Here is a 24,610-nt window from a genome sequence, read left to right on the forward strand (position 1 = left end):
ACAAGGCATACATTCGCATCCGTCGCATACATCTGTATCATCACAACTCATGTCATAATCTATCCAATCCAAACGTGGGAGGACGAAACGATGATCTATGCACAACCAGGACAAACCGGAGCCAAGGTGACATTCAAGAAGCGCTACGAAAATTTTATCGGCGGTCAATGGGTCGCGCCGGTGAAAGGGCAGTATTTTGACAACGTTACGCCTGTAACGGGTCAAGTCTTTTGCGAGATTCCCCGCTCTACGGCGGAAGACATCGAGCTGGCTCTGGATGCGGCCCATGCCGCCAAAGATGCTTGGGGCCGCACGTCGGTAGCCGCCCGGGCGCAAATCTTGAACAAAATCGCGGACCGTATGGAAGCGAATTTGGAGCTGCTTGCCGTAGCGGAGACGTGGGATAACGGCAAGCCGATCCGGGAAACGCTCGCGGCCGACCTGCCGCTGGCCATCGACCATTTCCGCTATTTCGCCGGGTGCATCCGTACAGAGGAGGGCACGCTAGGGGAAGTGGATAACGATACAGTCGCCTATCATTTCCATGAGCCGCTTGGCGTCGTCGGGCAAATCATTCCGTGGAACTTCCCGCTGCTGATGGCAACGTGGAAAATCGCGCCCGCGCTGGCGGCCGGCAATTGCGTCGTGCTCAAGCCCGCGGAGCAGACGCCGGCGTCGATCCTCGTGCTCGCGGAGCTGATTGCCGACCTGCTGCCGGCCGGCGCACTGAACATCGTAAACGGCTTCGGGCTCGAAGCCGGCAAGCCGCTCGCTTCGAGCAGCCGCATTGCCAAGATCGCGTTCACCGGCGAAACGACGACGGGACGCTTGATCATGCAGTATGCTTCGCAGAACATTATCCCGGTCACGCTGGAGCTCGGCGGAAAGTCGCCCAATCTGTTCTTTGAAGATGTATACGCCAAGGATGACGCCTTCCTGAACAAGGCGATCGAAGGCTTCGTGTTGTTCGCGCTGAACCAAGGCGAAGTGTGCACCTGCCCATCCCGCGCACTCATTCAGGAGTCGATCTACGACCAGTTTATGGAGCGGGCTTTGCAGCGGGTAGCGGCGATCAAGCAGGGCAACCCGCTCGACACGGAAACGATGATCGGCGCGCAGGCGTCCTCCGAGCAGGTCGAGAAAATTATGTCGTACCTGAGCATCGGGAAGCAAGAAGGGGCCGAATGTCTGATCGGAGGAGACCGGGCGGCGCTCGGAGGAGACCTGAGCGGCGGTTATTACGTTCAGCCGACGGTATTTAAAGGCCACAATAAAATGCGTATTTTCCAAGAGGAAATTTTCGGTCCGGTTGTTTCCGTCACGACTTTCAAGGATCAGGAGGAAGCGTTGGCCATCGCCAACGATACGCTGTACGGACTGGGTGCCGGACTGTGGACACGGGATATCAATACGGCATACCGGTTCGGAAGAAACATTCAGGCGGGCCGCGTCTGGACCAACTGCTACCATGCCTATCCGGCGCATGCGGCGTTCGGCGGGTACAAGGGCTCCGGGATCGGCCGCGAGACGCACAAGATGATGCTGTCGCATTACCAGCAAACGAAAAACCTGCTGGTCAGCTACAGTACGGACGCCATGGGCTTTTTCTGATCCGGGGGCGCGATGGATACGGTCCCAAAGGTGCTCGCAACGGACGAAGCGCTGGCCTTAATCCGCCAGCTCCAGGACAAATACGGCCCTGTCATGTTCCATCAATCGGGAGGCTGCTGCGACGGCAGCTCTCCCATGTGCTATCCGGAGGGGGAATTCCTGCTCGGGGAACAGGACGTCCGGCTCGGTGAGATGGGCGGCGCTCCGTTCTATATGAGCCAAGCGCAGTATGACTATTGGAAATACACGCAGCTAATCATTGACGTGGTGCCCGGGAGAGGCGGTATGTTTTCGCTCGAAGGGCCGGAGGGAAAGCGATTTTTGACCCGGTCGCGCGTGTTTACCGACGAGGAGCGGAAAGCGCTCGGACTGCCGTAATCCCGCTGGAAGGTTATTGCGGAGAACACTGGAAATTATCCCGCAGCAGGTCCGCCTGCAAATGGCGGTCAGGGAAGCGTGCCGTCGGCAAAATCCGCATATTTATGCACTGTAACTCTCGATGGGTCGGTCGCCGTCGCCGATTGCCGGATTGAAACCAAATCGCAAAGTCCTTGTTATATGCAAGGGCTTTTTTGCCTTTCCGATCTAACGTATAAAAGGTTCGTTAAAAAAACATTATATTACAGAACTATATCATACAAACCAAGGAGGATCTGCATGTCACAGTTATTGGATGCCCGCGCGAGAGAGCAAGGGACCAGATTTCTCATTTACCCGCAAAATAAAACGGTGCCGGGATTCGAACAACCCGAAGTGGTATACATCAATGTTCCGCCCGGATCCGTTCAAGCCGGGCCCGAGGATGAAAGAATGTACGTCGTCGATGCTTTGAATAAGATCCCGTTCGGGTTCAACGGTTCACCTGACTTTGCGTACCGATATCAAGGTCCTCATGCCCCTCCGGTTCAACCTAATGCTCAAGGTCATTTCGATCATCTCCGTCCTGGAGATCGCGCATTTTCGGCAGCCACGATGTACGCGACGGTTCGGAGGGTGATGGATATTTGGGAAGATTATTTCGGGAGGACGATTCCTTGGCCGTTTAATCCACCCAAGCTCCTGTTAATTCCTCGGGTGGAATGGGGGAATGCCCATTCCGGATTGGAGGGTTTTCTCGAGTTTGGTTTTCCCGTTAAGCCTGACAGACATGGCTTGGATTACGATAATCCCTACTGCGAAAATTTTGACGTTCTGGCGCACGAGATGGGACATACGATCAAATACTCCGTCATCGGCGTCCCGCAAAATCAAATTACGGATGAATATGGAGGACATCACGAAGCTTTTGGCGATCTTGTGGCTATTGTATCCACGTTACATTTTGATTCGGTTCTCGAAAGTCTACTGCATAACACCAACGGGAACTTGTTTTCGGTAAACGAATTGTCTCGGATGGGGGAATTGCGAAATGGACGGTCTATCCGGATAGCATTCAACAATAAGAAAATGTCAACGGTGGGCCGGGAGGCGCACGATTTGTCCGAACCGTTTACAGGCGGGGCATTCGATATTTTGGTGGAAATGTTCCAAATCAATTTGATCGAGCGCGGACTCATCTCGCAGCAGCTGGGGGATCGAGCTTATTCGGCTCATTTTGAACAGGTTCCGGAGGTACAGCAGCAATTCACAGCACTGTTTCAAGGCAAGGAAAAGGAATTCAAAGATGCGCTGTTAGATGCAAGGGATCGTTTCGGTAAGTTAATGGCAACCGCTTGGAGCAATACGTCCAAAGAAGATCTGCATTATGGGAAGGTATTGCAGGACATCTTGAACGCCGATCGGCAGTTATACAATGGAAAATACGAACGGACAATCCGCAGTTGCTTCGATTGGCGCGAAATTACGACGAACACAGCGATCGAGGCCCCGCGGCTTGAAACCCATCTTGTGGATGAACTTGTAATGGTATGAACGGGGTTACCGGGTCATCCATGGGACCGGAGACATCTCGTTCGAAGACGCGGCAATCACCGCCCACCGGGATGCGGTTTTCGATCCGGCCGCATTCCGGAAAATCGTTTTCTGCGCTCCTCCGCTATTATTGTAAAGCAAGATGAATTTTTGGAACGGTTACTTCAATGAGCAGGAAGTAAAGAGCAGGGGGTTACGCCTCTGCTTTTTTATTTGTTGAGAATTATTAATTCTCGTAATGTTGCAAACAGCCGCATTAATAATAGAGGAACGGGGATTTGTGGTTCCTCTATAGTTAGCTCATAGGGAGCAGTTGTCTTAGGGAAAGGTTTCCAATGTTTCGGGGCAGTGGGATGGAGCGTTTACCGTAACATTTACTACGGTTGCCGACGCTTATTTCCAGTTTGCGGGGGCGCGCCGTACGTGGAAAATAGAGGGGGCGGGCATTTGACGATGAACCTTAGGGATAGCGAACCTGAGCGAAAAGGAAAGCTCAGGTTTTTTTACGTTTTTGTAATGCGGCCTCCATTATTTTTATTCGATTGTAACGGCTCGGGAGGTAAGATAGGTCATGTACGAAACAACTTCATAAACCCCTGCTTGAAAATACGTTCTCTGAAAGCGAGATGACTTTGATGAAAACGAAAAAGATGATCACGACTGTCGCGCTGACGACTGCCGTTACGCTCGGTTCGCTTGCTCCAATTCATGTATTGCATGTACAGGCAGCGGCCTCATTCACCGATGTCAGTGCAGCGGCGCCTTACCAGACGGCGCTTGAAGCGCTCGAAAAAAGCCAAGTCGTTCAAGGCTACGGCCAGCATGACTTCCGTCCGAACCAAGCGATCACCAGAGCCGAGCTTGCGACGATGGCGACCAAAGCGTTCCAGCTTCAAGCTGCAGGACAGGCATCCGCATGGAGCGATGTGAAGGCGTCCGACTGGTTCTACGAATACGTGAACGCGGTTGTTGACCAAGGCGCCATGAACGGGGAGAACGGCAGTTTTAAACCGAACGATTCGTTATCGCAAGATCAATTGATCGCGATTATTGCCAAGGCATCCAAAGCCGATGCGGCCACGCTGAAAAATGCGCTAGGTACGGCTTATTCGGGAAGCAGCGCCATGACCCGCGGCGAAGCCGCTATCGTGGTCCATGCCGCGTTGCAGGTCGCTTCTTTTCAAGTGACGGAGTGGAAAGCCGTGAACCCGATCACGCTTCAAATTACGTTCTCCGCGCCGCTGCCGAAGGAAGAGATCGACGTGGAGAAAGCCAAAGCGAACTTTATGTTCGACAACGGCTTGACGCCGCTTAACATTCCGCAGCTGAAATCGGGCTCGAAATCGACCTATATTTTACCGGTTTCTCCGCAAAAAGCGGGCACGACTTATACGTTCTCCTACAAAGGCAAAAAAATTGGCACCTTCGAAGCGATGACGAACAAAATTTCGATGAGCTCCGTGCAGCAAGTTGCTTCCGATACGTTCGAAATTGAATCGAAGCTGGAAGACGGCGTTACCGACTACGGCAACGTAGTCGTGGCTTACCAAGGGAAGCGCGGCGGCCTTGAGTTTAGTCTGGACGACAACAACATGTACAACGGCAAAACGTATCAGCTGATTTCGTCCATGAGAGGCAAGCAAGTTACGATTACGCCGGAGAACGGAGAGCCGATTGTCGCTTCGTACGTACCGTTCACGCAAGCGACGGACGGGCGACAAGCTCCGAAATTCCGCCTGCCGGAAGGGCAGACACTGAAGCCGGGCGTCAAGTATACGGTCACTTCCGATTGGTCGACCATTGCCAATCCGACGTTTACGACGAAAGAAATCGCGCCGCTTCAAATTCAATCCGTCGAACAAGCCGATGCCGCTTCGTTGAACGTGACCTTGTCGGCGGACCCGAAAGACGAGCTGTTCGCTCTCCGCAGCATCGTGCTGACAGCCGCCGACGGCACTAAGCTGAACGCGACTTACAAGCTGACCTCGCGCAAAGGCGCCGTCGGGACGTTCGATCTGCAGAACGGTAGCAAGCTGACGCCGGGAACGACGTATACGGTTGCGCCGCTCGGAAACTGGGCTACGGCTGCGAACGTGACGCTCACCGCGAAATAAGAGCGGCAGGAGACGTAGTAACATAATCATCCCATATAAAAATCCATCGGTCCTTGGTAAAGGCCGATGGATTTTTGACGTTTAACCGCCGTTTTGGATCATATAGCCTACGCCGGGGTAGGTTACGATCCATTGACCTTCCGGAAGGACGGCTTTCAGCTTCTGCCGGATGCGCGCGATGGTCACTCGCAAATATTCCACATCGTCGCGGTATTCGCTGCCCCAGATTTCGGTCAGCAGCTGCTCGTGGGTCAGCACCTTGCCTTCGTGCTGAAGCAATTGGACAAGCAGCTTGTATTCCGTGTCCGTAAATTTGATTTCGCTGTCACCGTGCCACGCCCGGCGCTGGGCCAGATTGACGATAACGGGGCCGAGGCGCAGCTCCTTGGCGGCGGGTATTTGTCCGCTACCGCGGTCAAAGCGCCGCAGCACGGCGCTGACGCGGGCAAACAGCTCATCCAGCGAGAACGGCTTGGTCAAATAATCGTCGGCCCCCAGATTCAGTCCCTGCACCTTGTCGCTGGAATTGCTCCGCGCCGTCAGGATGATGACCGCCACGTCCGTATAAGTTCGGAGCCGGGTCAACACCTCGAAGCCATCCATTCCCGGCATCATGACGTCGAGCAGAATTAGATCGGGATCGAACAGGTCAAGCGCCTCCAGCGCTTCCGCGCCGCTTGCGCACGTGGCGGTTTCATAGCCGGCCGATTTCAAATTGGCAGCGATAAACCGTAAAATTTTCGGCTCGTCGTCTACGATCATAATTTTATGCTTCTTCATTGTCGTCCTCCGTTTGGCCGTAATAGATAGGCACCGAGACGATCATCGTCGTTCCTGCGCCTTCCGTGCTGTGTACTTCGATCGAGCCGCCGTGTGCGTCAATGATGCCTTTGCAGATCGCAAGTCCCAGTCCCGTTCCTCCGGTACGGCGGCTGGACGAAACGTCGACCCGGTAGAACCGGTCGAAAATGTGGGGCAGATGGGCTTCGGGAATGCCAATGCCGTTGTCCTTGACGAAAATTCGCACGTTCAGCCCGTTCGGCTCCGCTGTGACCCGAATATGAGGCTTCGATTCGTTGTAACGGATGGAGTTGGTGAACAGATTGATAAAAATTTGCTCCATCCTCCGTTTGTCCGCATAGAGAAACGGCAGTTCCTCGTACAAGTCGATATGAAGCTGCGCATCGGCCGAAAGGGAGTGGGGCAGTCTCTGCCAAGCTCCTTCAACGACGGAGCGGACCCGGACAGGCGCGGGATGAATGCTCAGCGCCCCGGCTTCGATCTTGGAAATGTCGAGCCATTCGTCGATCAGCTCCTGAATCCGGCCGATATCCTCGTGAATGCCTTCCAGCAGCTCCTGCTTGAACTCCTCGTCCCATCCGGCATGCTTGCGCAGCAGCGTCTCAACGCTTCCTTTGATGCTCGTAATCGGAGTCTTGAACTCATGAGAGGCGAGCGAGATCAAGTCGTTCTTCAGCGAGTCGATCTCATGCTCCTTCGTCATGTCCCGGAAGACGTAGCCACGTCCGAATTCCTTGCCGCCGTCCGACACTTGAAACGAGGCCAACTGGACGACCCGTTCGTCGCCGGGGGAGCGGACCAGCGTAAATTTGCCGGTTGGATTCGGCTTGCGGCCGATTCGGACGAAGTCCTCGTCCGGTTGTGGCATTTTGCGAGCGATCCGGCTCAGCAGTTCCTCCTCCGTCAAGCTTAGGAGTTCCTTGCCGTCGAATCTGAACAGCTCGGCCATCCGGCGGTTGGCAAGCACAACCTGCTGATTCACGTCGATAAGGACGATGCCGTCGGAGTAGCTCTCCAGGATGGCGGCGAGCGTCGCATGCTGCTGCTGCAGGCTGAGCGTCCGCTCCTCGACCCGCTGCTCCAACTCGCTGTTCAGCTCCAGCAAAGCCTGCCGGTTGTCATGAATCTGCTCGGCCATCTGCGCAAATTGGCTTGCCAAATAGTGCATCTCGTACGGCGCGCCCGGTGAAGACAGCGGCTCGCTCGGCACGGTATAGCGGTCGGCCGCGAGCGACTGCGTGTAGCGAACCAGCGCATGGATCGTACGGTTCAGCCGTTTGGCCAAATAGGAGCCCAGAAGCACGGTCAAGCCAAGCGTAAGCAAGAGCAGCAGAAAGGTCGATTTGAGCGAGGCGAAGAAAGCTTCCTGTACGGCAGCGTAAGAGCGGCCGACCCACACCGTCCAGCCCAGACTGTCGATCGTTTTGAAGGAAACGAGCTCTTTCTGTCCGTTGGCGCCGGAGACGAACTTGTCCATCCCTTCCTTGAGGGAGGCCGCCGCTTGGACCGCCGGTTCGCCGGACAAATCCGCGATGGACTGCACCAGCTCGCTCCGAGGGTGATAGATGACCCTGCCTTCCGGACCGAGCACGGCGGGATAGGCGCCCGGTCCGTAATCGTATTGGGTGACGAGTCTTGCGATTTGGCCCATGTCGAGTATTCCGATCACAACGCCTTCAAAAGCCCGGCTTTCGCTGTAAAGCGGGGCGGCGATCGCGACGAACGGCGCAGATCCGCCCTCGGCGCCATGCATCGGTACGGAGATCGTGGGCTGCAGCGTCAGCTTCACTTTTTTCCAATACTCCCGCGAGCTTAGATCGGTGCCGACCGGCAGCGCATGCTGCGCATTGCCGCTTTCCGCATCCGGCGAGAGAGCTTTTATCGCGCCGTTCTCATCCGTCACATAGAGCTGGGAGAAGCCAGGCAGGTTATTTTTCACCGACTGGATTTTGCGCGTCAAGCCGGCCCGGTCGCGAAACCCGGGACCGGATGCGCTGATCGTTGTAGCGAGCGTATCCACGGCGTTGCGGTAATAATAAACGTACGTCTCGACGGCGTCGGCGAGACGCTTCGTCGCATGTTCCTGCGTCTTGTTGTACTCCTGCGTCAGCTTGTTGATTTGCTGCACTTGAATGGTGCCAAGGATCAGCACCGGCACGATCGCCATAACCGCAAAGGCCAGCGTCAGATGAGTGCGTAACGAACGATGATTCACGGGTTCCTCCCGGTGTGTTAGAGTGGGTGGGAAAATAGAAAAGCAGAAGCCTTTCCATGCGGCGCTGCCGCTGGAAATTCCCCTGCTTGTACTTTCTAGTGTAGCTTGTATTCGGTCTCAGGTCAATATACGAGGCCCATTACCGGAGCATTCCTTTGTAGATCCCCGGCACGGAATCCGGAATTTCTATCGCGCCGACCGTCTTTTCGTAAAAAGCGACCGGCCCCGCGCCGCCGATCACGGCATAGCCGTATCCCTGGGCTCGCATGTCGTGCAAGCAGGCCAACAGCAGAGCGGCGCCGACGCCTTTGCCGCGGCACACTTCGTCTACGCCGGTCGGGCCGAAAAAGCCTTTGGAAGTCGCGTCGTAACACGCGAAGCCGACCACTTTGTCCTCCAAGGTAGCGATAAAGCACGAGGTCGGATGTCCGCTAATCGCGACGTCGCATTCGCTCTCCCAATGGGGATTGAATTTTTCCTTAACCCAGCTTCGAATCACATGCTTCTCCGGCACGAGCGCCCTGCGGATCGTAAAGCCCGCGTTCTCCAGTTTGGCTCGGAGCGGGGCGTCATCCGGAAGCTCGTACAGCTTCACTAACATATCCGGCATCGTTCTGTGTTCCCTCCTGATGTGCGGTTGAGATTCGTTATGCAGCTTCGAAAAAAATGAGGCGGTTCCCGAACGGGTCCGTCACGGTAAGCTCCTGGGTTTCCCAAGGAGTAGTTTCCAGGCCGGGCTTGGCGTACTTATAGTCTTTAGCTTCAAGCTTCGCATGGAACGCTTCGAGGTTCTCGACTTCGATGCGGACCGCGGCCCCCGGGGAGCAATCCCCATGATGCTCGCTTAAATGGAGCGTACACGCTCCAAGCGAGATTTGCATGTATAAGGGGAAGTTTTCCTCAAACCGGTGCTCCCAATCGACCTGAAAGCCGAGATAGTCCAAATAAAACGCTCTCGCTTTGGTTTCGTCGAATATTCGAAGAATCGGGGTAACCGATTTCAAGGCGAATGACCCATTGCTCATAAACGCACCTCCGTCACAGCTTATTGTATACCAAAACCGGGCTGCGAATCTAGTAAATCCGGATTTTTTCCGCCAGCTTGGACGCATCGCGGCCTACCCAGCCGAGCAGCGCCGACCCTCGGGACGACTGCCACGGCAGGCCGAGATAATACAGCCCGGACACCGGGCTGACGCCGCCGTGGTGAATAGGGTTTCCCTGTGAATCGGTGGCGCCGTCGATCTGTATCCACCGGTAGTCGCTGCGGTAGCCGGTCGACCACACAATATTGCTGACTTCCGCTTCGGTTCCGTTTTCGAATACAATGCGGTTTCTGCGGATTTCGACGGCTCTTGGCTTGAGCAGCACTTTTTGATCCGCTAGAAGCGATTTCAGTTCGAGTCCGTAAATTTTCTCGGGCTGCTTCTTCAGCCACGAGCCGGCCAAGGAGTCGGTACCTGCATAGATAATCCCGAACAGGTCCAAATACCAAAAAATGCTTTTGCCCAGCGCATACAGCGGATTAAAGTGCAACTCGCTTCCCGCGGACAAATAGACTAGCCGCTCCCGGGATAACTCTACGGCGATCTGCGCGCCCGAATTGCCGGCACCGACGACAAGCACAGGTCCGTCCCGCAGCTCGCCGGGATTCCGGTATGCGCTGCTGTGCGTTTGATAGATTTCGTCCGGAATCCCGGAGGCAAAGCCGGGAATGTAAGGCGTGTGGAACGGACCGGTTGACACGATGACTTTGCCCGCTCGATAGCTTCCCCGATTCGTTTCGAGGAGGAAGCCCTGGCTCGTCTTGGTCATCGACACGACCTGCGTCTTCAATTTTACCGGCAGGGAAAAACGTTTCGCGTAAGCTTCGAGGTAGTCAGCAACTTCGTCCTTGTTCGGCATACCATTTGGATTACCAGACATGGGCATGCCCGGCAGCGAAAATCTTCGAGGCGTGAACAGCACCAAGGAGTCATACCGGTTCCTCCAGCTGTCCCCGATGCGGTCGTTTGCTTCCAGCAAGGTAAACGACACCCCTTGTTGTTTCAAATAATATCCCATCGCGAGACCGGCTTGGCCGGCTCCGATCACTAGTACGTCAACTTGTTTCATCTCCATCAAACTCCTTCGCTTAAAACCTTTATATATAATTACAATATATGATCATTTATTCATATAATATAAATGAATAGCTTCTTCATGTCAAGCTACTTGAAGCAGGCTTGCCATACTATCAACTATTTTTCAGGTCGTAATTTTCGGAAGAAGCCGACAGCTGGAAATTCAATTGACAATGAAATGAATAGGCGGCAGCCGGCTCGATTTTGATGTATAATACGATTTTAAAGCGACCTTTCCCGAATGATTCGTCCCGAGAGGCGCTAATTCCCAACGGAGGTGCTTCACCATGCAAAAAAGCTTGGCCTATTCACTCAACCTAAGGATTACAGGAACGTTAAAACAACTAACGGCATGACCCGTCCATCGGTGTGCAAGAGGCGGAAGCGCAAGAAACCGTACTGCCCTGTGTGATGTGCGGTCTGCCGGAAAGGCGGATCTGTCTGCATGAAATTTCGCGCGTCACAAGTATATAAGATTAAAGTTTTTATGACGTCGCTCGCCAATGCGACGGCCTTTACAACCTATGCGGTATACTACATAAGTCAACTCGGGTTAAGTCCGTTCGAGCTGCTGCTCGTTGGTACGGTTCTGGAAGCAACGGTATTGATTTTCGAAGGAATTACGGGGGTGGTCGCTGATACGTATGGCCGGCGGCTGTCGGTTATTGCCGGGATGCTGGTGATCGGGGGCGCATTTGTGCTGGAAGGCAGCGCGCCGTGGCTTGGGGGCGTTAGTCCTTTGCTTTCGCTGTTCGTGTGGATTCTGATTGCGGAATGTATCCGCGGCGTCGGCGAGACGCTGATCAGCGGAGCCGACACGGCTTGGATCGTTGACGAAGTCGGGGAGCAGCATGTGGGGCGCCTCTTCCTGGAAGGCAAGCGCTTGTCGCTGGTCGCTACACTGATCGGTATTGCGCTCAGCGTTGGGTTGTCCACGCTTGCGCCCAATCTGCCGTTTATCATAAGCGGTCTGATGTTTCTCAGCCTTGGGGCATTTTTGCTTCTTTTCATGAAGGAGACCCGATTCGTCCGTCCGGAGCGGGTGGACAAGTTCTCCTATTGGCAGGAGATGAAGGCGACGTGGCTGTCCGGAGCACGGGTAATACGCCGCCAGCCGGTGCTGCTGATGATTCTCGTCGTCACGCTGTTCAGCGGCGCAGCGTCGGAAGGCTACGACCGGCTCTGGGAAGCGCATCTGATCAAGGAGATCGGCTTTCCTGCAGGACTGCCGTTCTCGATGGCAATGTGGTTCGGGCTGATCTCCGTCCTTGCGACGTTCCTCAGTCTGATTGCCGTACGGCTGGCCGAGAAGCGGCTGGATATGGGCAGTGAACGGGTGGTCGTCGTGGCGATGTTTGTTTTGACCGGCTTGCGGGTTATCGCTATCTTGTCATTTGCCTTCGCTCCCGGCTTTACTTGGGCGCTAGGCTCCGTACTTGCGCTTGGTATCATCGGAGCGCTCAGCGGGCCGATCTACGATACGTGGCTTAATCTGAACATCGAAGGTAAAGTCCGGGCGACCGTGCTTTCGATGATCAATCAGTCGGACGCGCTCGGCCAGACGGGGGGCGGCCCGTTCGTAGGATGGATCGGCAGCCGTCTTTCGCTTCGGGCGTCCCTTGTGACAGCCGCGGTGCTCCTGCTGCCGATTCTGGCCGTGTTCGGCCGGACGCTGCGCAAACGATAAAGAACGGCAAAAAGGCACGCCTTCAAAAGCGTGCCTTTTTCGTTTCCGTGATAGCTTGTACGAGCTGTTAATTCGAGAAAAAGCGGTGCATCAGCGACGCATGAAAATGCGAGAAGTCGATCTGCGCCCCGACAAAATAGCCGATGGAGATAAAAAAAACGCACCAGCTGAACGCTCCGATAGCCGAGAACAGCAAATATTTGCGCTTGCCCATTCCGATAACGCCGGACAAGTAGCAGGTTAAGTGACGGATACCGGGAATGAAATAGCCGAAGCTGATCGTCCAAGGCCCGTAGCGCTGGAACCAAGCTTCCACTTTTTCCAGCCGTTCCGGGGTCAGCTTAATCCATTTGCCGTGCTTCCACAGCAGCGGCTTGCCGAACTTGCGGCCAAGCGCGTAGCTGCAGAGCATGCCGGTCATCGCTCCTGCCAGACTGACGGCGACCGAGAGCGAATAATTCAGCATACCGACCGACGCCAGATAGCCGATAAAGGTCATAAGCAGCTCGTCGGGGATAGGCAAGCCCACAATGCCAAGCGCCAAGCTGAAGAATAAAGCGATATATCCGTACTGTAAGATCATCTCCTGTATAAATTGCACGCGGACACAGCTCCTCTCCAGCCGTAGGTGCTAGACGTTCTTGGTATCGTATACGGCTTTGCTTGGACGAAATGCCGGAATCTTGATCTTGCTGATCATCAGGAAAGAAAGACCGACAATGACCAGCACTGTCACTGCTATAAGATGCGCGGGCGGGTTCCACAAGGCAAATGCGGATAACAGACAGCCTGCTCCGGTAATGGGCAGACCGATATGACAGCGATTGTGACAGGTTATTACGTTGAAACGGGCCAGCCGCAGCGCGCCGCATACCATGAACAACGCGGTCAGCAGCGTACCGTATACCGGCAGCTCGCGCAGGGCGACGACATAAATAATGATGGCCGGCGCGGCGCCGAAGGAAATCAGCTCCGATAAGGAACGAAGCTCCTTGGCGAATCCGCCCGACAGCTTCAGCTTTTCCGCAAAATAGCCGCCGAACAAGTCCAGCAAGGCCGCAATCGCGACAAACAGCACCGCTGCGGCCACCTCCCGGTGGAACGCCAGCAGGAGCGAAATCATGCCGATACCCAGCCCCGCTGCTACGAACACAAACGGGATCGATTTTTTCAACATTGTGATTATTCCTCCTTAGGAGATAGGGGAAGCGCGAGGCGAATCGGCTGCCCCACCGTTTGAACCTCTAACAAATCAAGTAAAAATACAAATGTCGGAATTCCGACGATCAGGCCCCAGATGCCGAAGAAATGTTCGGAGAACAGGAGCACGATAAAGGTGTAAAAGATCGGCAGGTGCGTCTTGGAAGCCATCAGCCGCGGGTTGAGCACATAGGCTTCCAATGCGTGAATCAAGGTAATTATCACGACCAAATAGATGACATAGATGAAGCCGCCAAGGCTGAATGCAATAGCGCACAACGGAATCAGCGAGATGAATACGCCGGCGACCGGAATCAAGCCAAGAACGAAGACCAAGAGCGTCAGGCCGAACAGGTTGGGAAAGCCCATCACCCATAAGGCGATCGTTGTGAGCGCACAGTTGATCAGCGCAATCATCAGCTGGGTTTCGATCACTTTGCCAAAGGTGAGGACGAATTTTTGGCCGAAGTATTCGATTTCTTGCACCAGCCATCCGATTTTGCTCGCCTGAAGCTTGTGCGTAAACTGTACAACGCTCGACTTGCTGAGCAGTAAAATCAAGCTCATAATGACGGACAGAAAACCTTCGAAGCCCCAATGGCCGACTTTCGTGATCATATCCAAACCCGGCTTGATGATGCTGCGAAGATCGAGCTGATGAACGACGGATACGAGGTAGCTCACGATTTCGTTCTGCGGATGCGCGTAGACCTCCTTTACCATCACAGCCAACTGGCCTGCTTCGTGAGCTATAGTTGGAAAAACTTTGAAGCCCCAGGCCACCAGCAGAGCGACAAGCAAAGCGTACAGAATGGAGAGCAGCAGCTTGGAATCGATAGGAATGATCGGTTTAATCCAGCGATGGACCAAGTGATGAAGACGATCCATAAGGAACGTCATCAAGAATGTCAATAAGATGAGGTTCAGCATGCCTCTCAGCCAGAACAATAGCAGGCAGAAGAGCGCCAGAATGCCGAAGCGCTGCACATCTTTTCTTTGAAGAAAGGCCATCATATTCATACGAACATCCTTTCGATGGGAACGAGCCAAGTTTGTCTGCCAACATTATAACGCGCCGTTGTGTACTTCATGTGTCCTATCTTCGAAGAAGGCTCTTGTTTTAATTACTCCTTGGGACACACGAAAAACACAAGACTCATGTATAATAGAACAGGTAGGCACGTTACCGGATAAACAGGAGTTGTCATTGCTATGGAACGAAAAGTTCTTCTCATCGAAGATGAGAGCCTCATTCGTGAGATTGTGGCGGATTATTTCGAAAGGGAGCAGTGGACCGTCTACGAGGCGGAGAACGGCAGGCAAGCGCTGGACATGCTGGATGGTCTGAATGCGGACCTCGTCATTCTGGATATTTTGATGCCGGAGCTGGACGGATGGGCCGTATGCAAGCGAATCCGCGCCAAATCGGCGATTCCGATCATCTTTCTCACCGCGAAGTCGGAGGACGACGACAAAATGCTCGGCTTCGAGCTGGGCGCCGACGATTACGTCACCAAGCCGTTCAGCCCGAAGGTGCTCGTTGCCCGCGCCAAAACGCTGATGAAACGCGTCGAGGGGACAGTCGGAAAAGAAGATCATATGCTCAGCTTTGGCCGGGTCACCGTCAACAAACGATCGCACCGCGTCGAAATCGAAGGGCTGGAAGTCGAGCTCACGCCCAAAGAATATGAACTGCTGCTTTATTTGGTCAAAAACGAAGGGATCGTGCTGTCCCGCGAAGCGATCCTGAATCAGGTATGGGGGTTCGATTATTTCGGCGATCCGAGAGTCGTCGACACCCATATTAAGAAATTGCGCGGAAAACTAGGTGACGAGGCGCGGCATATCCGCACTGTCATCCGCGCCGGCTATAAATTTGAGGAGGACCGATGAAAAGAGGCGGCGTTACCTTCAAGCTGTTCGCGATCACAGCGTCTTTTTTCATGTTATTTTACGCGATCGTTCTGCTCGGGCAGTTGCTGTTTTTTGAGAGATTTTACCAGAATCAGCGGTTGGATGGATTGGAAAAAAAGCTGCGGTCCTTCAGCGAGCAGTATGCGTCGAACCGTTGGGACGAGCCGCGCATTACCCGCGAGATGGGACAATTTATCAGCCAAAATAAAGCCCAGCTCGCGATCCTGAATCCGGAAGGAAAACTGAAATACGACAATTTTTTTCGCATTGTCATCCGTGACGACAAAGGCGCTTCGGTCAAGGTTTCCTTGATTCTGTTGTCCGATTCCGATCAGAAGGATTTGCTGGCGGCCCATTTGCAGCGCGGCGACCGGATTCAGGTGGAGGGCGCATACGACGAGGATGATCCGGCTAAAGAATTGATCTACGCGCTCGTCATAAAAAAAGCCGGAATGAAGGACATCGACAGCGCGGCAACGAGCGACGTTGAAGGTCCGTTGGAGCAGGTTTCCGGCGTCATCACCGACGCGCTGTTGCCCAGCCCGAATCTATGGAACTTGCGCCAGGGCTTATTGTACTTTGCCATTGGTGAATCGTTCCCGCTTACCAACGAGCAGAAAGCCGATTTGCAGAGCGGCAAGATGATCGAACGAGAATGGACGGAGTCGATTACCGGCGTGCGCAGCTTCATTGCGATTCAGCCCGTAATGCGGGAAGGCAAAGTCAGCGAGCTGCTCTTCGCGACCACGTCGCTGCAGCAGATTAGTGAGGCTTACGGCGCGCTGCGGCTGTTCTACCTTTATATCGGGGTCGGAGGCATTGTGCTGATCCTGCTGCTCTCGCTGATTTTTTCCAAATTCGTTACCAAACCGCTCCTTACACTTAACAAATTCGCGCTGCGCATGGCCAAATTGGACTTCTCCGCCAAATCGCCCATCCGGAGCAACGACGAGTTCGGCAGCTTGTCCCACAGCTTGAACAGCTTGTCCGAATCGCTGGATCATACGCTCAAGGAGCTGCATGAGGCCAACGAGCAGCTTCGGGCGGATATGGAGGAGAAGCAGCGGATGGAGCAGCGGCAGAAGGAATTCGTCTCCAACGCCTCTCATGAATTGAAAACGCCGCTCAGCATTGTCAAGGGCTTCGCCGAAGGGCTGCGGGACGGTATCAGCGAAAGCAAGCGCGAGAGATATCTGGAAGTGATACTGGACGAAACAGAAAAAATGGAAGAACTTGTTAAAGATATGTTGGAGCTGACGAAGCTGGAATCGAAGACCATCAAGCTGAAGAAGAGCCGGTTTATGGTGAGCGAGCTGATCGAGGACATTGTCGACAAGCTGTCGCATCATTTGAACGAAAAGGGATTGAAGGTCGTTCATATGGCTGCGGGCGAGCATCCCGTCTATGCCGATCAAACCAAAATCGAACAGGTGTTGTTCAACATATTGGTAAATGCGATCCGTCATGCTGTGCCCGGCAGCGAAATTACCATACGCATCGAAAGTAATGGGGAGCGGCTCCGAGTCGCCATCGATAACGAGGGGGAGAACATTCCCGAGGACCAATTGGATGACATTTGGGAAAGGTTTTACCGTGCGGAACGCTCCCGCAACCGGAAAACCGGAGGCACGGGGCTGGGATTGGCGATCGTCAAGCATATTTTGGAGCTGCACGAAAGCCGTTACGGGGTAACGAATACCGAAAAGGGCGTCAGTTTTTATTTTATGTTGTGAGCCGGAAAGCAAGTCACGCGGGAAAAAACATCGGTTGTACCGAAACACAAATCAAGCCCTTGGCTGCTCCCGTCGGGAGAACCAAGGGCTTGAATGTTTTAATCCAACTGACCATGCTCTGCAAGCAGGGTAACGGCTAAAATAAACATCGCGTGCGACCAAGTCAACGGAACGACCCAAGCGGTTTCTCCCGTTTGCTTGTCCACCTGTTCGGGCAGCAGCCCTGCCGCCGTCCGGTGATCTATCGCCCACTGCAGGAGCGACTTGGCTTCGGCGTATTGTCCGCGATGAATGCGGTAATGGCACAGCCACAGCGTTGTTAAAATCCACGGATTGCCGCCAATGTAGTGGTCATTCTCGTACCGCCTGATACCGCCGACGACGGGAGACGTCAAGTACTGCTCGATCGTATCGGCCGTGCGGACGATGCGCGGATCATCGGCAGGGAAGACGCCGAACGGAACCGAAATGCCGATCAGGCTGATGTCAACGATCGGGTCGTTCTCCAGGAAGTAGGTCGTATATCCTTTCGCATTGACGCTTACGGAGGTGCCGAGTCCTTGCTGCCGGGCCTCGTGATATACTGCCTCCGGCACCGCAAGCTTTAAAGCGCGGTAGAAGGCGCCTTTTTCCTCGTTCCAGCACAGCTCGCCGATCGACTGGCGGATGCGCTCCGCCGCGAGGCTCCATTCGCTTGCCAGCTCCGGCTTGCCGAGCCGTTCGGCAAAAGAGGTTGCCGCCGTCAAGCCGCCAAAAACGGCACCCGCCGAATACGTGTGCTCGGCGAATCGCTCTTCCCATAGATCCATGCTGCAAGCGGGCAATCCGGTTTCCGCATCGATATAGCCGGTAAGGAAGCGGGCGCCCCGTTCGACGGCCGGCCATACGTTATGCAGGAAAGCTTCATCTTGAACTTGCAGATAATGCTGCCACATGCCCCAAATAATCGAGGCGCCCTCGTCGATCTGCAAGCCCCAGGATGGAGCCAGCCGGCCGTCGTGGTAATGCCGCTGCTGCCAGGAGCCGTCCGGGTCCTGAGCCGTGAGGGTCCATTCGTAAAACTTCGCGGACAAATCCGTCAAGCCGACGCGGTCCAGCGCCGTCGTAATAAACGCGGCGTCGCGGCCCCAGCAATAAGAATAGCCCCCGCAGCGGGAAAATTGCTCGTCGAATTCGGGAGCGGCCACGACACAACCGGACTTCTCATCGCTCATCAGCTTCATCGCCAGCAGCGAACGTTCGTACAGCTCGCGGATTTCGCTTCGCGATCCGGGGGCTGGCTCGGCATCGTTCAGGAATCGGTGCCAGTAGCTCTCCGTGAAGTCGTACCAGTAGGTATGCGGACGGCTCTTGGCTTTTGCCAGCGATTGCTGGGAGGACGCGCGCGTCTGGCCCGCGGCAATGTATACGGGCACTTCGACAGCCGCGCCTGGCGCCAGCTTTTCAATATGCCAGCACAGCGCGCCGTCCGGCTTCATGTCGATCCCGTTCCCGTTTAAATGGCCGGTCTGCGCGTTTTCCCATACGGCGGCTCCGGCTTGGTATCCTGTGCAAACGTTTGAACTGGAGATGGAAAAAATATACTCGTGCCGCAGGTGCATGAGCGAATCGTGTGTTTCGTCGAATTGGGTCGTGTGGTAAAAAGGCGTTTCCATCGAGCGGAACGACGAGTAATACATAAAGCGGAACGATACTGGCGCCTCGCCGCGGTTCGTGAACGTATATTGGCGGACGAGGAAATTTTCGCCCGGTACGGCGTAATCTACCGTCTCCGCGGACAGCGGGCAGCGCTCGGAAACGGCCGTCGTTTTAAACATATTCGTCCGGGGTACGTAGGAGGCTTCGTGCCGCCAGCCGTCCTCCTCTCCGTCAAACCAGGTCGTCCCCGCCGAGGTCCCTTCGATGTGCAGGCCGCTGCGGATTTCGTCCACATGCTGCGGGTAGTCGATATGCGGCCACCACAGGCGGTACATCCGGCCGGTGCGGCCCAGAGAGGCGAGAAAACGGGAATTTCCGACGATTGCGTCGATCAAGTAAGGCTTTTTCGTTGTGTACATGTGCTGCACTCTCCTAGTTTTTAACTTGAATGAGGGACGATTCCCGCACGATCAGGCGGTGGGGAATGATCACGCGCTTTTGGGGCATGGCTTCGCCCTTGACGGCCCGGATGAGCGTTTGCGAAGCGGTGTAGCCGATCTGGTAAATCCCGATATCCATGGAACTGATCGGCGGCGTCGACAGCTCGGACAACGAGATGTTGTTGAAGCCGACCAGACTGAGATCGTCCGGAACCTTGTAACCGAGCTCCGTCAGACCGCGCAGCACGCCGAAAGCGACGACGTCGTCAATCGTCACAAGCGCCGTCGGCCGTTCGGGGAGACACATGAAAAACGACATCGCCCGGTAGCCGCTTTCCTGCAAAAAATCTCCTTCGACGATCCATTCGGGGCGAGCTTCGATCCCGGCGTCCTTAAGCGCTTGCAAATATCCCTTCATCCGGTCGCCCGAAACGATCAGATTCGGCGGGCCGCTCACTAAACCGATGCGCTTATGCCCTTGGGCGATCAAATGACGGGTGGCGTCGTAAGCCGCCTGCACGTTGTCGTTGTCCACCGACAAAATATCGGGAAACTCATCGCTTCGCCCGATCAGGACAAAAGGAAAGCCGTGCTCAAGCATGAACGAAATGAGCGGGTCGCTTTGACGCGAATACAGCAAAATCACGCCGTCGACCCGCCGGCCCTTGACAAGCCGGGTAATGGCTTCAAGCTCTTCGCGTTCCGTTGTCCCCGTCGTCATCATGAGATCGTACCCCGTACGTGCCGCTTGGGTTACGATACCGCGGATCACCTCGGAGAAGAACAGGTTCTGGAACAGCTCCTCGGCCGGTCTGGGCAAGATTAAACCGATGGTATTCGTCGTTTTGGAGACGAGGCTCTTCGCCATGATATTGGGGTGATAGCCGAGTTCCTTCAGCACTTCCCTCACCTTGGCTGCGGTCGCCGGACTGATCCGGGGATGATTGGAAAGAACGCGCGATACAGTGGAAGGGGAAACGCCGGCTTTTTTGGCGACATCGACGATTGTGATTGCCATGGATGCATAACCTCCGGATGTTCTGTTGATATGAGAGCCGCTTTCTTGCGGGACGTAGTACAGTAGCTGTCTTGTAGGAATGAAGATGTGTGATTCTCCCATGTTAACATAACAGAGGCGACAAATGTAAAACACGATATGTGCAAACGTTTGGACAAGAAATCGTGCACAAATGCATGCTACTTTGTTTTAATGTTAGCGCAAAAGCCGGGATAATGTAAATATGCGTTTTCAAAATGATCACAAAACGGCTAATTTTTCCCGAAATATGGCTTGGGAATTAGGAAAGTTGAGAAAATGGAAGAATAATGGGGACTGAATTATGATTTTCCGCTAAAATCGGCTTAAATGGCAAGTGCAAACGTTTTTACAATTTTCCATAAATGAGATATGATATGTCGTGTATGAAGCGTTTCCAAGCGGGGAATTCACTGGATGTAAGTTGTTTCTGACAAATATTGCGGTTTTTGTGCAAAGGTTTGCACAAATTCATGTTCGCAAACGAGAAGGCAGGACAACTATATTTTAGAAACTGAAAGGGGTACTTACTAACATGGAATTCAAGAAGAAGCTCTTGGCGCTGGTTGCCGTATCCTCCTTATCCGTTTCGATGGCAGCTTGCTCCGCCACGAACAAACCGGAAGCAGAGACTCCGGCCGCGAACAACAATGCGCAGTCGTCAGCAGCAGGGGATGCGGGCGCTTTGGCACCGGAGGCGGGCGCAAAGCTGTTGATTTGGGAGAGCAAAGAAGAACGCGTGTTCACAGATGAAATTGCGAAGCTGTTTACGGAAAAATACAATATTCCGGTTCAGGTTGACGAAATCGCTTCGACGGACCAGGTCACCCGACTGACCAACGACGGCCCGGCCGGCGTAGGCGCCGACGTGGTGGTGTTTCCGCATGACCACTTGGGCCGGGCCGCAACGGCGCAATTGATTTTGCCGAACGACTCGTATGCCGAGGAAACGAAGAAGAACAATGCGGACAACGCGATTCAAGCCGTTACCTTCAACGATACGCTGTACGGTTTTCCGCGGGCCGCCGAAACCTACGCGCTGTATTACAATAAAGAGCTGGTAAAGGAAGCTCCGAAATCGTTCGAGGACGTCATTGCGTTCAGCAAAACGTTCACGAACAAAGACAAAAATAAATTCGGCATCATGTGGGAACCCGCCAATACCTACTTCAACTATCCGTTCATCGCTTCGACGGGCGGGTACCTGTTCGGCAAAAACGGCACGGACAAGACCGATATCGGCTTGAACAACGAAGGCGCATTAGCAGGAATGAAAGTGTATACAAGCTTAAAAGAAATTTTGCCCGTGAAATCCGGCGATATTAACCCGGACATCAAGAGGGGACTGTTCACGACGGGCGATGTGGCGATGGACATAACCGGTCCGTGGGAGCTGGCCGGCTACAAGAAGGCGCTGGGCGACAAGCTCGCCGTCGTTCCGATCCCGACGATCGCAGGCAAGCCGGCGGTATCGTTCTCCGGGGTAAAAGCATGGTATGTCAACTCCTTCTCGAAATATCCGAACGCGGCCAAGCTGTTCGCCAAATTCGCTTCCAGCAAAGAAGCTCAGCTTCTGCTGCACAAGAAAGTCGGAGCCATCCCGACGAACAAAGAGGCGCAAGAGGACCCGCAAATCAAGAACGATCCGATCATCTCCGGCTTTGTCACGCAGTTCAAAAACTCGCAGCCGATGCCGTCGATCCCGGAAATGGACAGCGTCTGGAATCCGCTTGACTCTGCGCTGACGGAAGTATGGAACAACGGCAAAGATCCGAAAGAGGCGCTCAATACGGCGGCTGCCCGTCTGAAAGAGCTCATCAACAGCGGTAAGAAGTAATAACGGACCGGGAGGCCGGGCCAGGGTTCACCCGTCGCGGAATACGGCGGGTGATTCCACATTTTTTTGGGAGAGGAGCATCGTCATACTATGTCTCAACATCGGATTACCGCAGCGGTGCTGTCATTCATCGGACTTGGCTTAGGACAATGGTATAACCGGCAATGGCTCAAAGGGCTGGTGCTGCTGCTCATCGAAGTGGCGGCGGTGAAGTATTTCGTCCAAAATTTAGGCCAGGCGCTGTGGGGCATTGTAACGCTTGGCGAACAGGCGATGCATTTGGAGAAAGTCAATGGCATCGCCAAAATGGTCCCCGGCGACCATTCCATCTTTTTGTTGATTAAGGGTGTCATTACCCTGCTTGTGCTTGCCTTGTTCATCCTGCTGTACGTGCTTGTCGTCAAGGATGCGTATCTCGTCGGAAAGCTGCGGGAGGCGGGGGGAAGACCAAATAATTTCATTCAGTCGCTTGCCTATATCCGGGACAGAAAATTTGCGGAAGCGTTTCTGATGCTGCCGGCGGCGGGCATTTTGTTTTTTACGGTCATGCCGATTATTTTTATGATTCTGCTGTCCTTCACGAACTATTCTTCTCCCAATCATATGCCTCCGGCCAAATTGGTCGACTGGGTAGGGTTTCAGACGTTTAAGGACCTTATCGGGCTGAAGACATGGAGCCATACGTTTTTCGGCGTCTTGCGCTGGACGATCATTTGGGCGGTATTGTCGACCGTAACGACCTATTTCGGAGGGTTTCTGGTGGCGCTGATCATTCAGCAAAAGGATATCCGTTTCAAGGGGGTTTGGCGGACGATCATGATCATCCCTTACGCCATTCCGGCGCTGATCTCTTTGCTGGTGATGCGAAATCTGTTCAACGGACAGTTCGGACCGATCAACCAATATTTATCGTTTTTCGGGCTGGAGAAATTGCCGTGGCTGACAGACCCGATGTGGGCCAAAGCGACGGTTATCATCGTGAACATGTGGGTCGGCATTCCCGTTTCCATGCTGTTGATCATGGGTGTGCTGACGACGATCCCGCGCGATATGTACGAGGCGGCGGAAGTGGATGGGGCGACCGCGTTTCAAAAGTTCAGAATCATTACACTGCCGATGGTTATGTTCACGACGGCCCCGATTCTCATTACGCAATTTGCGGGGAATATCAACAACTTCAATGCGATTTTCCTGATGACGGACGGAAATCCGGTCGAAGGGGAGTATCAGTATGCAGGCGCAACCGATCTTCTTGTCACCTGGTTATATAAGCTGACGCTGAATCAAAGCCAGTTTAACATGGCCTCGGCCGTTGGCATTATCATTTTCCTGATCATCGCTTCGTTCTCGATCTATAATTACCGCAGGACCCGTTCGTTCCGGGAGGAGGATATGATCCAATGATAGGGAGAAAATTAAGCAATGCGATTCGGCTGACGTTCAGCTATCTGTTTCTGATCGTGGCAGCCATATTATGCTTATATCCGGCACTGTGGGTCATTTTGGCTTCCTTCAGACCGGGTCGTTCCTTGTACAGCAAAACCTTGCTTCCGGAGAAATTCGTTTTTGAGCATTATGCGGAGCTGTTCACGTCCAAAAGCTTCCTGTTCGGTACTTGGTACTGGAATACGCTCAAAATCGCCACCTTATCGATGATTTTCGGCACCTTGATGGTGCTGCTGTGCGGCTACGCGCTGTCCCGGTTCCGGTTCAAAGGGCGCAAAACCGCGTTGTCCACCGTGTTGATTCTCGGGATGTTCCCCGGCTTCATGAGCTTGATCGCCATTTATATTCTGCTGAAGGAATTGAACTTGCTGGATACGCATCTGGCGATGGTCATCGTCTATTCCTTCGGCGCTCCGCTGCTCGGAAGCTTTATTACCAAGGGCTTTTTCGATACGGTCCCGCGCAGTCTGGATGAGGCGGCAAGAATCGATGGCGCGAACAACATTACGATCTTCGTCAAAATCATGCTTCCGCTCTCCAAGCCGATGCTCGCATATACCGCGCTGACGCAGTTCGTCGGCCCTTGGGTCGATTTTATTTTCGCGCGGATGGTGCTGCGGTCAAGAGACAATTGGACGCTTGCCGTCGGTCTGTACGACCAGATCAGCAGCAACCAGAACAGCAACTTTACGCTGTTTGCTGCGGCCGCCGTGCTGATTGCGGTTCCGATTTCGATCCTGTTCATTTATTTGCAGCGTTTCCTGGTGGAGGGGCTGACGGCAGGAGCAAGCAAAGGTTAAGTCGCACGTTTGAAGACAAATGGAAATAACAAAAGGGAAAAGGGACAAGTCCCGCAGGTGATGCGGAGCTTGTCCTTTTTTTGTACGGACATTGGCTTTGGGCG

20 protein-coding genes are annotated in these 24,610 nt (G+C 54.1%); 10 read left to right on the forward strand and 10 right to left on the reverse strand.

What is annotated here, in order from left to right; genetic code table 11:
- Positions 1-90: 90 nt before the first annotated feature.
- The 4 genes from adh (at position 91) to BLO51_RS01280 (ending at position 5,636) form a co-directional block, all read left to right on the forward strand.
- Complete coding sequence (gene adh, locus BLO51_RS01265) at positions 91-1,611, forward strand: aldehyde dehydrogenase (RefSeq protein WP_090665970.1); 1,521 nt, start codon at positions 91-93, stop codon at positions 1,609-1,611.
- 12 nt (positions 1,612-1,623) lie between these two features.
- Positions 1,624-1,989, forward strand: coding sequence for a DUF779 domain-containing protein (locus tag BLO51_RS01270; RefSeq protein ID WP_090665972.1), 366 nt, complete (start codon positions 1,624-1,626; stop codon positions 1,987-1,989).
- A gap of 279 nt (positions 1,990-2,268) precedes the next feature.
- On the forward strand, positions 2,269-3,522 hold the full coding sequence (locus BLO51_RS01275) for a gluzincin family metallopeptidase (protein ID WP_090665974.1): 1,254 nt from the start codon (positions 2,269-2,271) through the stop codon (positions 3,520-3,522).
- Between the two features lie 635 nt (positions 3,523-4,157).
- Positions 4,158-5,636 (forward strand): S-layer homology domain-containing protein, encoded by a 1,479-nt coding sequence (locus tag BLO51_RS01280; protein WP_090665976.1) that lies wholly within the window; start codon positions 4,158-4,160, stop codon positions 5,634-5,636.
- 81 nt (positions 5,637-5,717) lie between these two features.
- On the opposite strand, the gene BLO51_RS01285 is transcribed toward BLO51_RS01280, so the two are convergent.
- The 5 genes from BLO51_RS01285 to BLO51_RS01305 all read right to left on the reverse strand — a co-directional run bounded on the left by BLO51_RS01285 (position 5,718) and on the right by BLO51_RS01305 (position 10,767).
- Positions 5,718-6,416 carry a response regulator transcription factor gene (locus tag BLO51_RS01285; protein ID WP_090665978.1) on the reverse strand — a complete coding sequence of 233 codons (699 nt, stop codon included), beginning with the start codon at positions 6,414-6,416 and terminating at the stop codon, positions 5,718-5,720.
- A complete protein-coding gene (locus BLO51_RS01290) occupies positions 6,403-8,652 on the reverse strand; it encodes a sensor histidine kinase (protein WP_090665980.1) in 2,250 nt (749 codons plus the stop codon). Before BLO51_RS01290 ends, BLO51_RS01285 begins: the two co-directional genes overlap by 14 nt.
- Before the next feature lie 139 nt (positions 8,653-8,791).
- Positions 8,792-9,262 (reverse strand): GNAT family N-acetyltransferase, encoded by a 471-nt coding sequence (locus BLO51_RS01295; protein ID WP_090665982.1) that lies wholly within the window; start codon positions 9,260-9,262, stop codon positions 8,792-8,794.
- Positions 9,263-9,299: 37 nt separating this feature from the next.
- Positions 9,300-9,677 (reverse strand): glyoxalase superfamily protein, encoded by a 378-nt coding sequence (locus BLO51_RS01300; RefSeq protein WP_090665984.1) that lies wholly within the window; start codon positions 9,675-9,677, stop codon positions 9,300-9,302.
- 49 nt (positions 9,678-9,726) lie between these two features.
- On the reverse strand, positions 9,727-10,767 hold the full coding sequence (locus BLO51_RS01305; protein ID WP_090665986.1) for a flavin-containing monooxygenase: 1,041 nt from the start codon (positions 10,765-10,767) through the stop codon (positions 9,727-9,729).
- Positions 10,768-11,220: 453 nt separating this feature from the next.
- Between BLO51_RS01305 and BLO51_RS01310 the strand changes: the two genes are divergently transcribed.
- The gene (locus BLO51_RS01310) at positions 11,221-12,462 is read left to right on the forward strand and encodes an MFS transporter (RefSeq protein ID WP_090665988.1); all 1,242 of its coding nucleotides are present in this window, start codon (positions 11,221-11,223) and stop codon (positions 12,460-12,462) included.
- 67 nt (positions 12,463-12,529) lie between these two features.
- On the opposite strand, the gene BLO51_RS01315 is transcribed toward BLO51_RS01310, so the two are convergent.
- From BLO51_RS01315 to BLO51_RS01325, 3 genes are read right to left on the reverse strand one after another with little or no spacing between them, the layout of a single operon-like run.
- Positions 12,530-13,063, reverse strand: coding sequence for a DedA family protein (locus tag BLO51_RS01315; RefSeq protein ID WP_090665990.1), 534 nt, complete (start codon positions 13,061-13,063; stop codon positions 12,530-12,532).
- A gap of 30 nt (positions 13,064-13,093) precedes the next feature.
- Positions 13,094-13,639 carry a CDP-diacylglycerol--serine O-phosphatidyltransferase gene (gene pssA, locus BLO51_RS01320; RefSeq protein ID WP_090665992.1) on the reverse strand — a complete coding sequence of 182 codons (546 nt, stop codon included), beginning with the start codon at positions 13,637-13,639 and terminating at the stop codon, positions 13,094-13,096.
- Between the two features lie 5 nt (positions 13,640-13,644).
- The gene (locus tag BLO51_RS01325; RefSeq protein WP_425415791.1) at positions 13,645-14,673 is read right to left on the reverse strand and encodes an AI-2E family transporter; all 1,029 of its coding nucleotides are present in this window, start codon (positions 14,671-14,673) and stop codon (positions 13,645-13,647) included.
- A 201-nt stretch (positions 14,674-14,874) separates the two neighbouring features.
- Between BLO51_RS01325 and BLO51_RS01330 the strand changes: the two genes are divergently transcribed.
- Positions 14,875-15,555: a response regulator transcription factor gene (locus tag BLO51_RS01330; RefSeq protein WP_090665996.1), complete on the forward strand. Its 681-nt coding sequence runs from the start codon at positions 14,875-14,877 to the stop codon at positions 15,553-15,555.
- The gene (locus tag BLO51_RS01335; protein WP_090665998.1) at positions 15,552-17,309 is read left to right on the forward strand and encodes a sensor histidine kinase; all 1,758 of its coding nucleotides are present in this window, start codon (positions 15,552-15,554) and stop codon (positions 17,307-17,309) included. The genes BLO51_RS01330 and BLO51_RS01335 overlap by 4 nt, the downstream gene beginning before the upstream one ends.
- 98 nt (positions 17,310-17,407) lie before the next feature.
- Here the strand turns inward: BLO51_RS01335 and BLO51_RS01340 are convergent, their stop codons facing one another.
- Positions 17,408-19,366, reverse strand: coding sequence for a glycoside hydrolase family 15 protein (locus BLO51_RS01340; protein WP_090666000.1), 1,959 nt, complete (start codon positions 19,364-19,366; stop codon positions 17,408-17,410).
- 13 nt (positions 19,367-19,379) lie between these two features.
- A complete protein-coding gene (locus tag BLO51_RS01345) occupies positions 19,380-20,405 on the reverse strand; it encodes a LacI family DNA-binding transcriptional regulator (RefSeq protein ID WP_090666002.1) in 1,026 nt (341 codons plus the stop codon).
- Between the two features lie 553 nt (positions 20,406-20,958).
- Between BLO51_RS01345 and BLO51_RS01350 the strand changes: the two genes are divergently transcribed.
- The 3 genes from BLO51_RS01350 to BLO51_RS01360 all read left to right on the forward strand — a co-directional run bounded on the left by BLO51_RS01350 (position 20,959) and on the right by BLO51_RS01360 (position 24,506).
- Complete coding sequence (locus BLO51_RS01350) at positions 20,959-22,260, forward strand: sugar ABC transporter substrate-binding protein (RefSeq protein ID WP_090666004.1); 1,302 nt, start codon at positions 20,959-20,961, stop codon at positions 22,258-22,260.
- A gap of 90 nt (positions 22,261-22,350) precedes the next feature.
- A complete protein-coding gene (locus BLO51_RS01355) occupies positions 22,351-23,664 on the forward strand; it encodes a carbohydrate ABC transporter permease (protein WP_090666006.1) in 1,314 nt (437 codons plus the stop codon).
- Positions 23,661-24,506, forward strand: coding sequence for a sugar ABC transporter permease (locus tag BLO51_RS01360; protein WP_174551172.1), 846 nt, complete (start codon positions 23,661-23,663; stop codon positions 24,504-24,506). The genes BLO51_RS01355 and BLO51_RS01360 overlap by 4 nt, the downstream gene beginning before the upstream one ends.
- The last annotated feature ends 104 nt before the right edge of the window (positions 24,507-24,610 follow it).

This window comes from Paenibacillus tianmuensis, assembly GCF_900100345.1.
Lineage (GTDB): Bacteria > Bacillota > Bacilli > Paenibacillales > NBRC-103111 > Paenibacillus_G > Paenibacillus_G tianmuensis.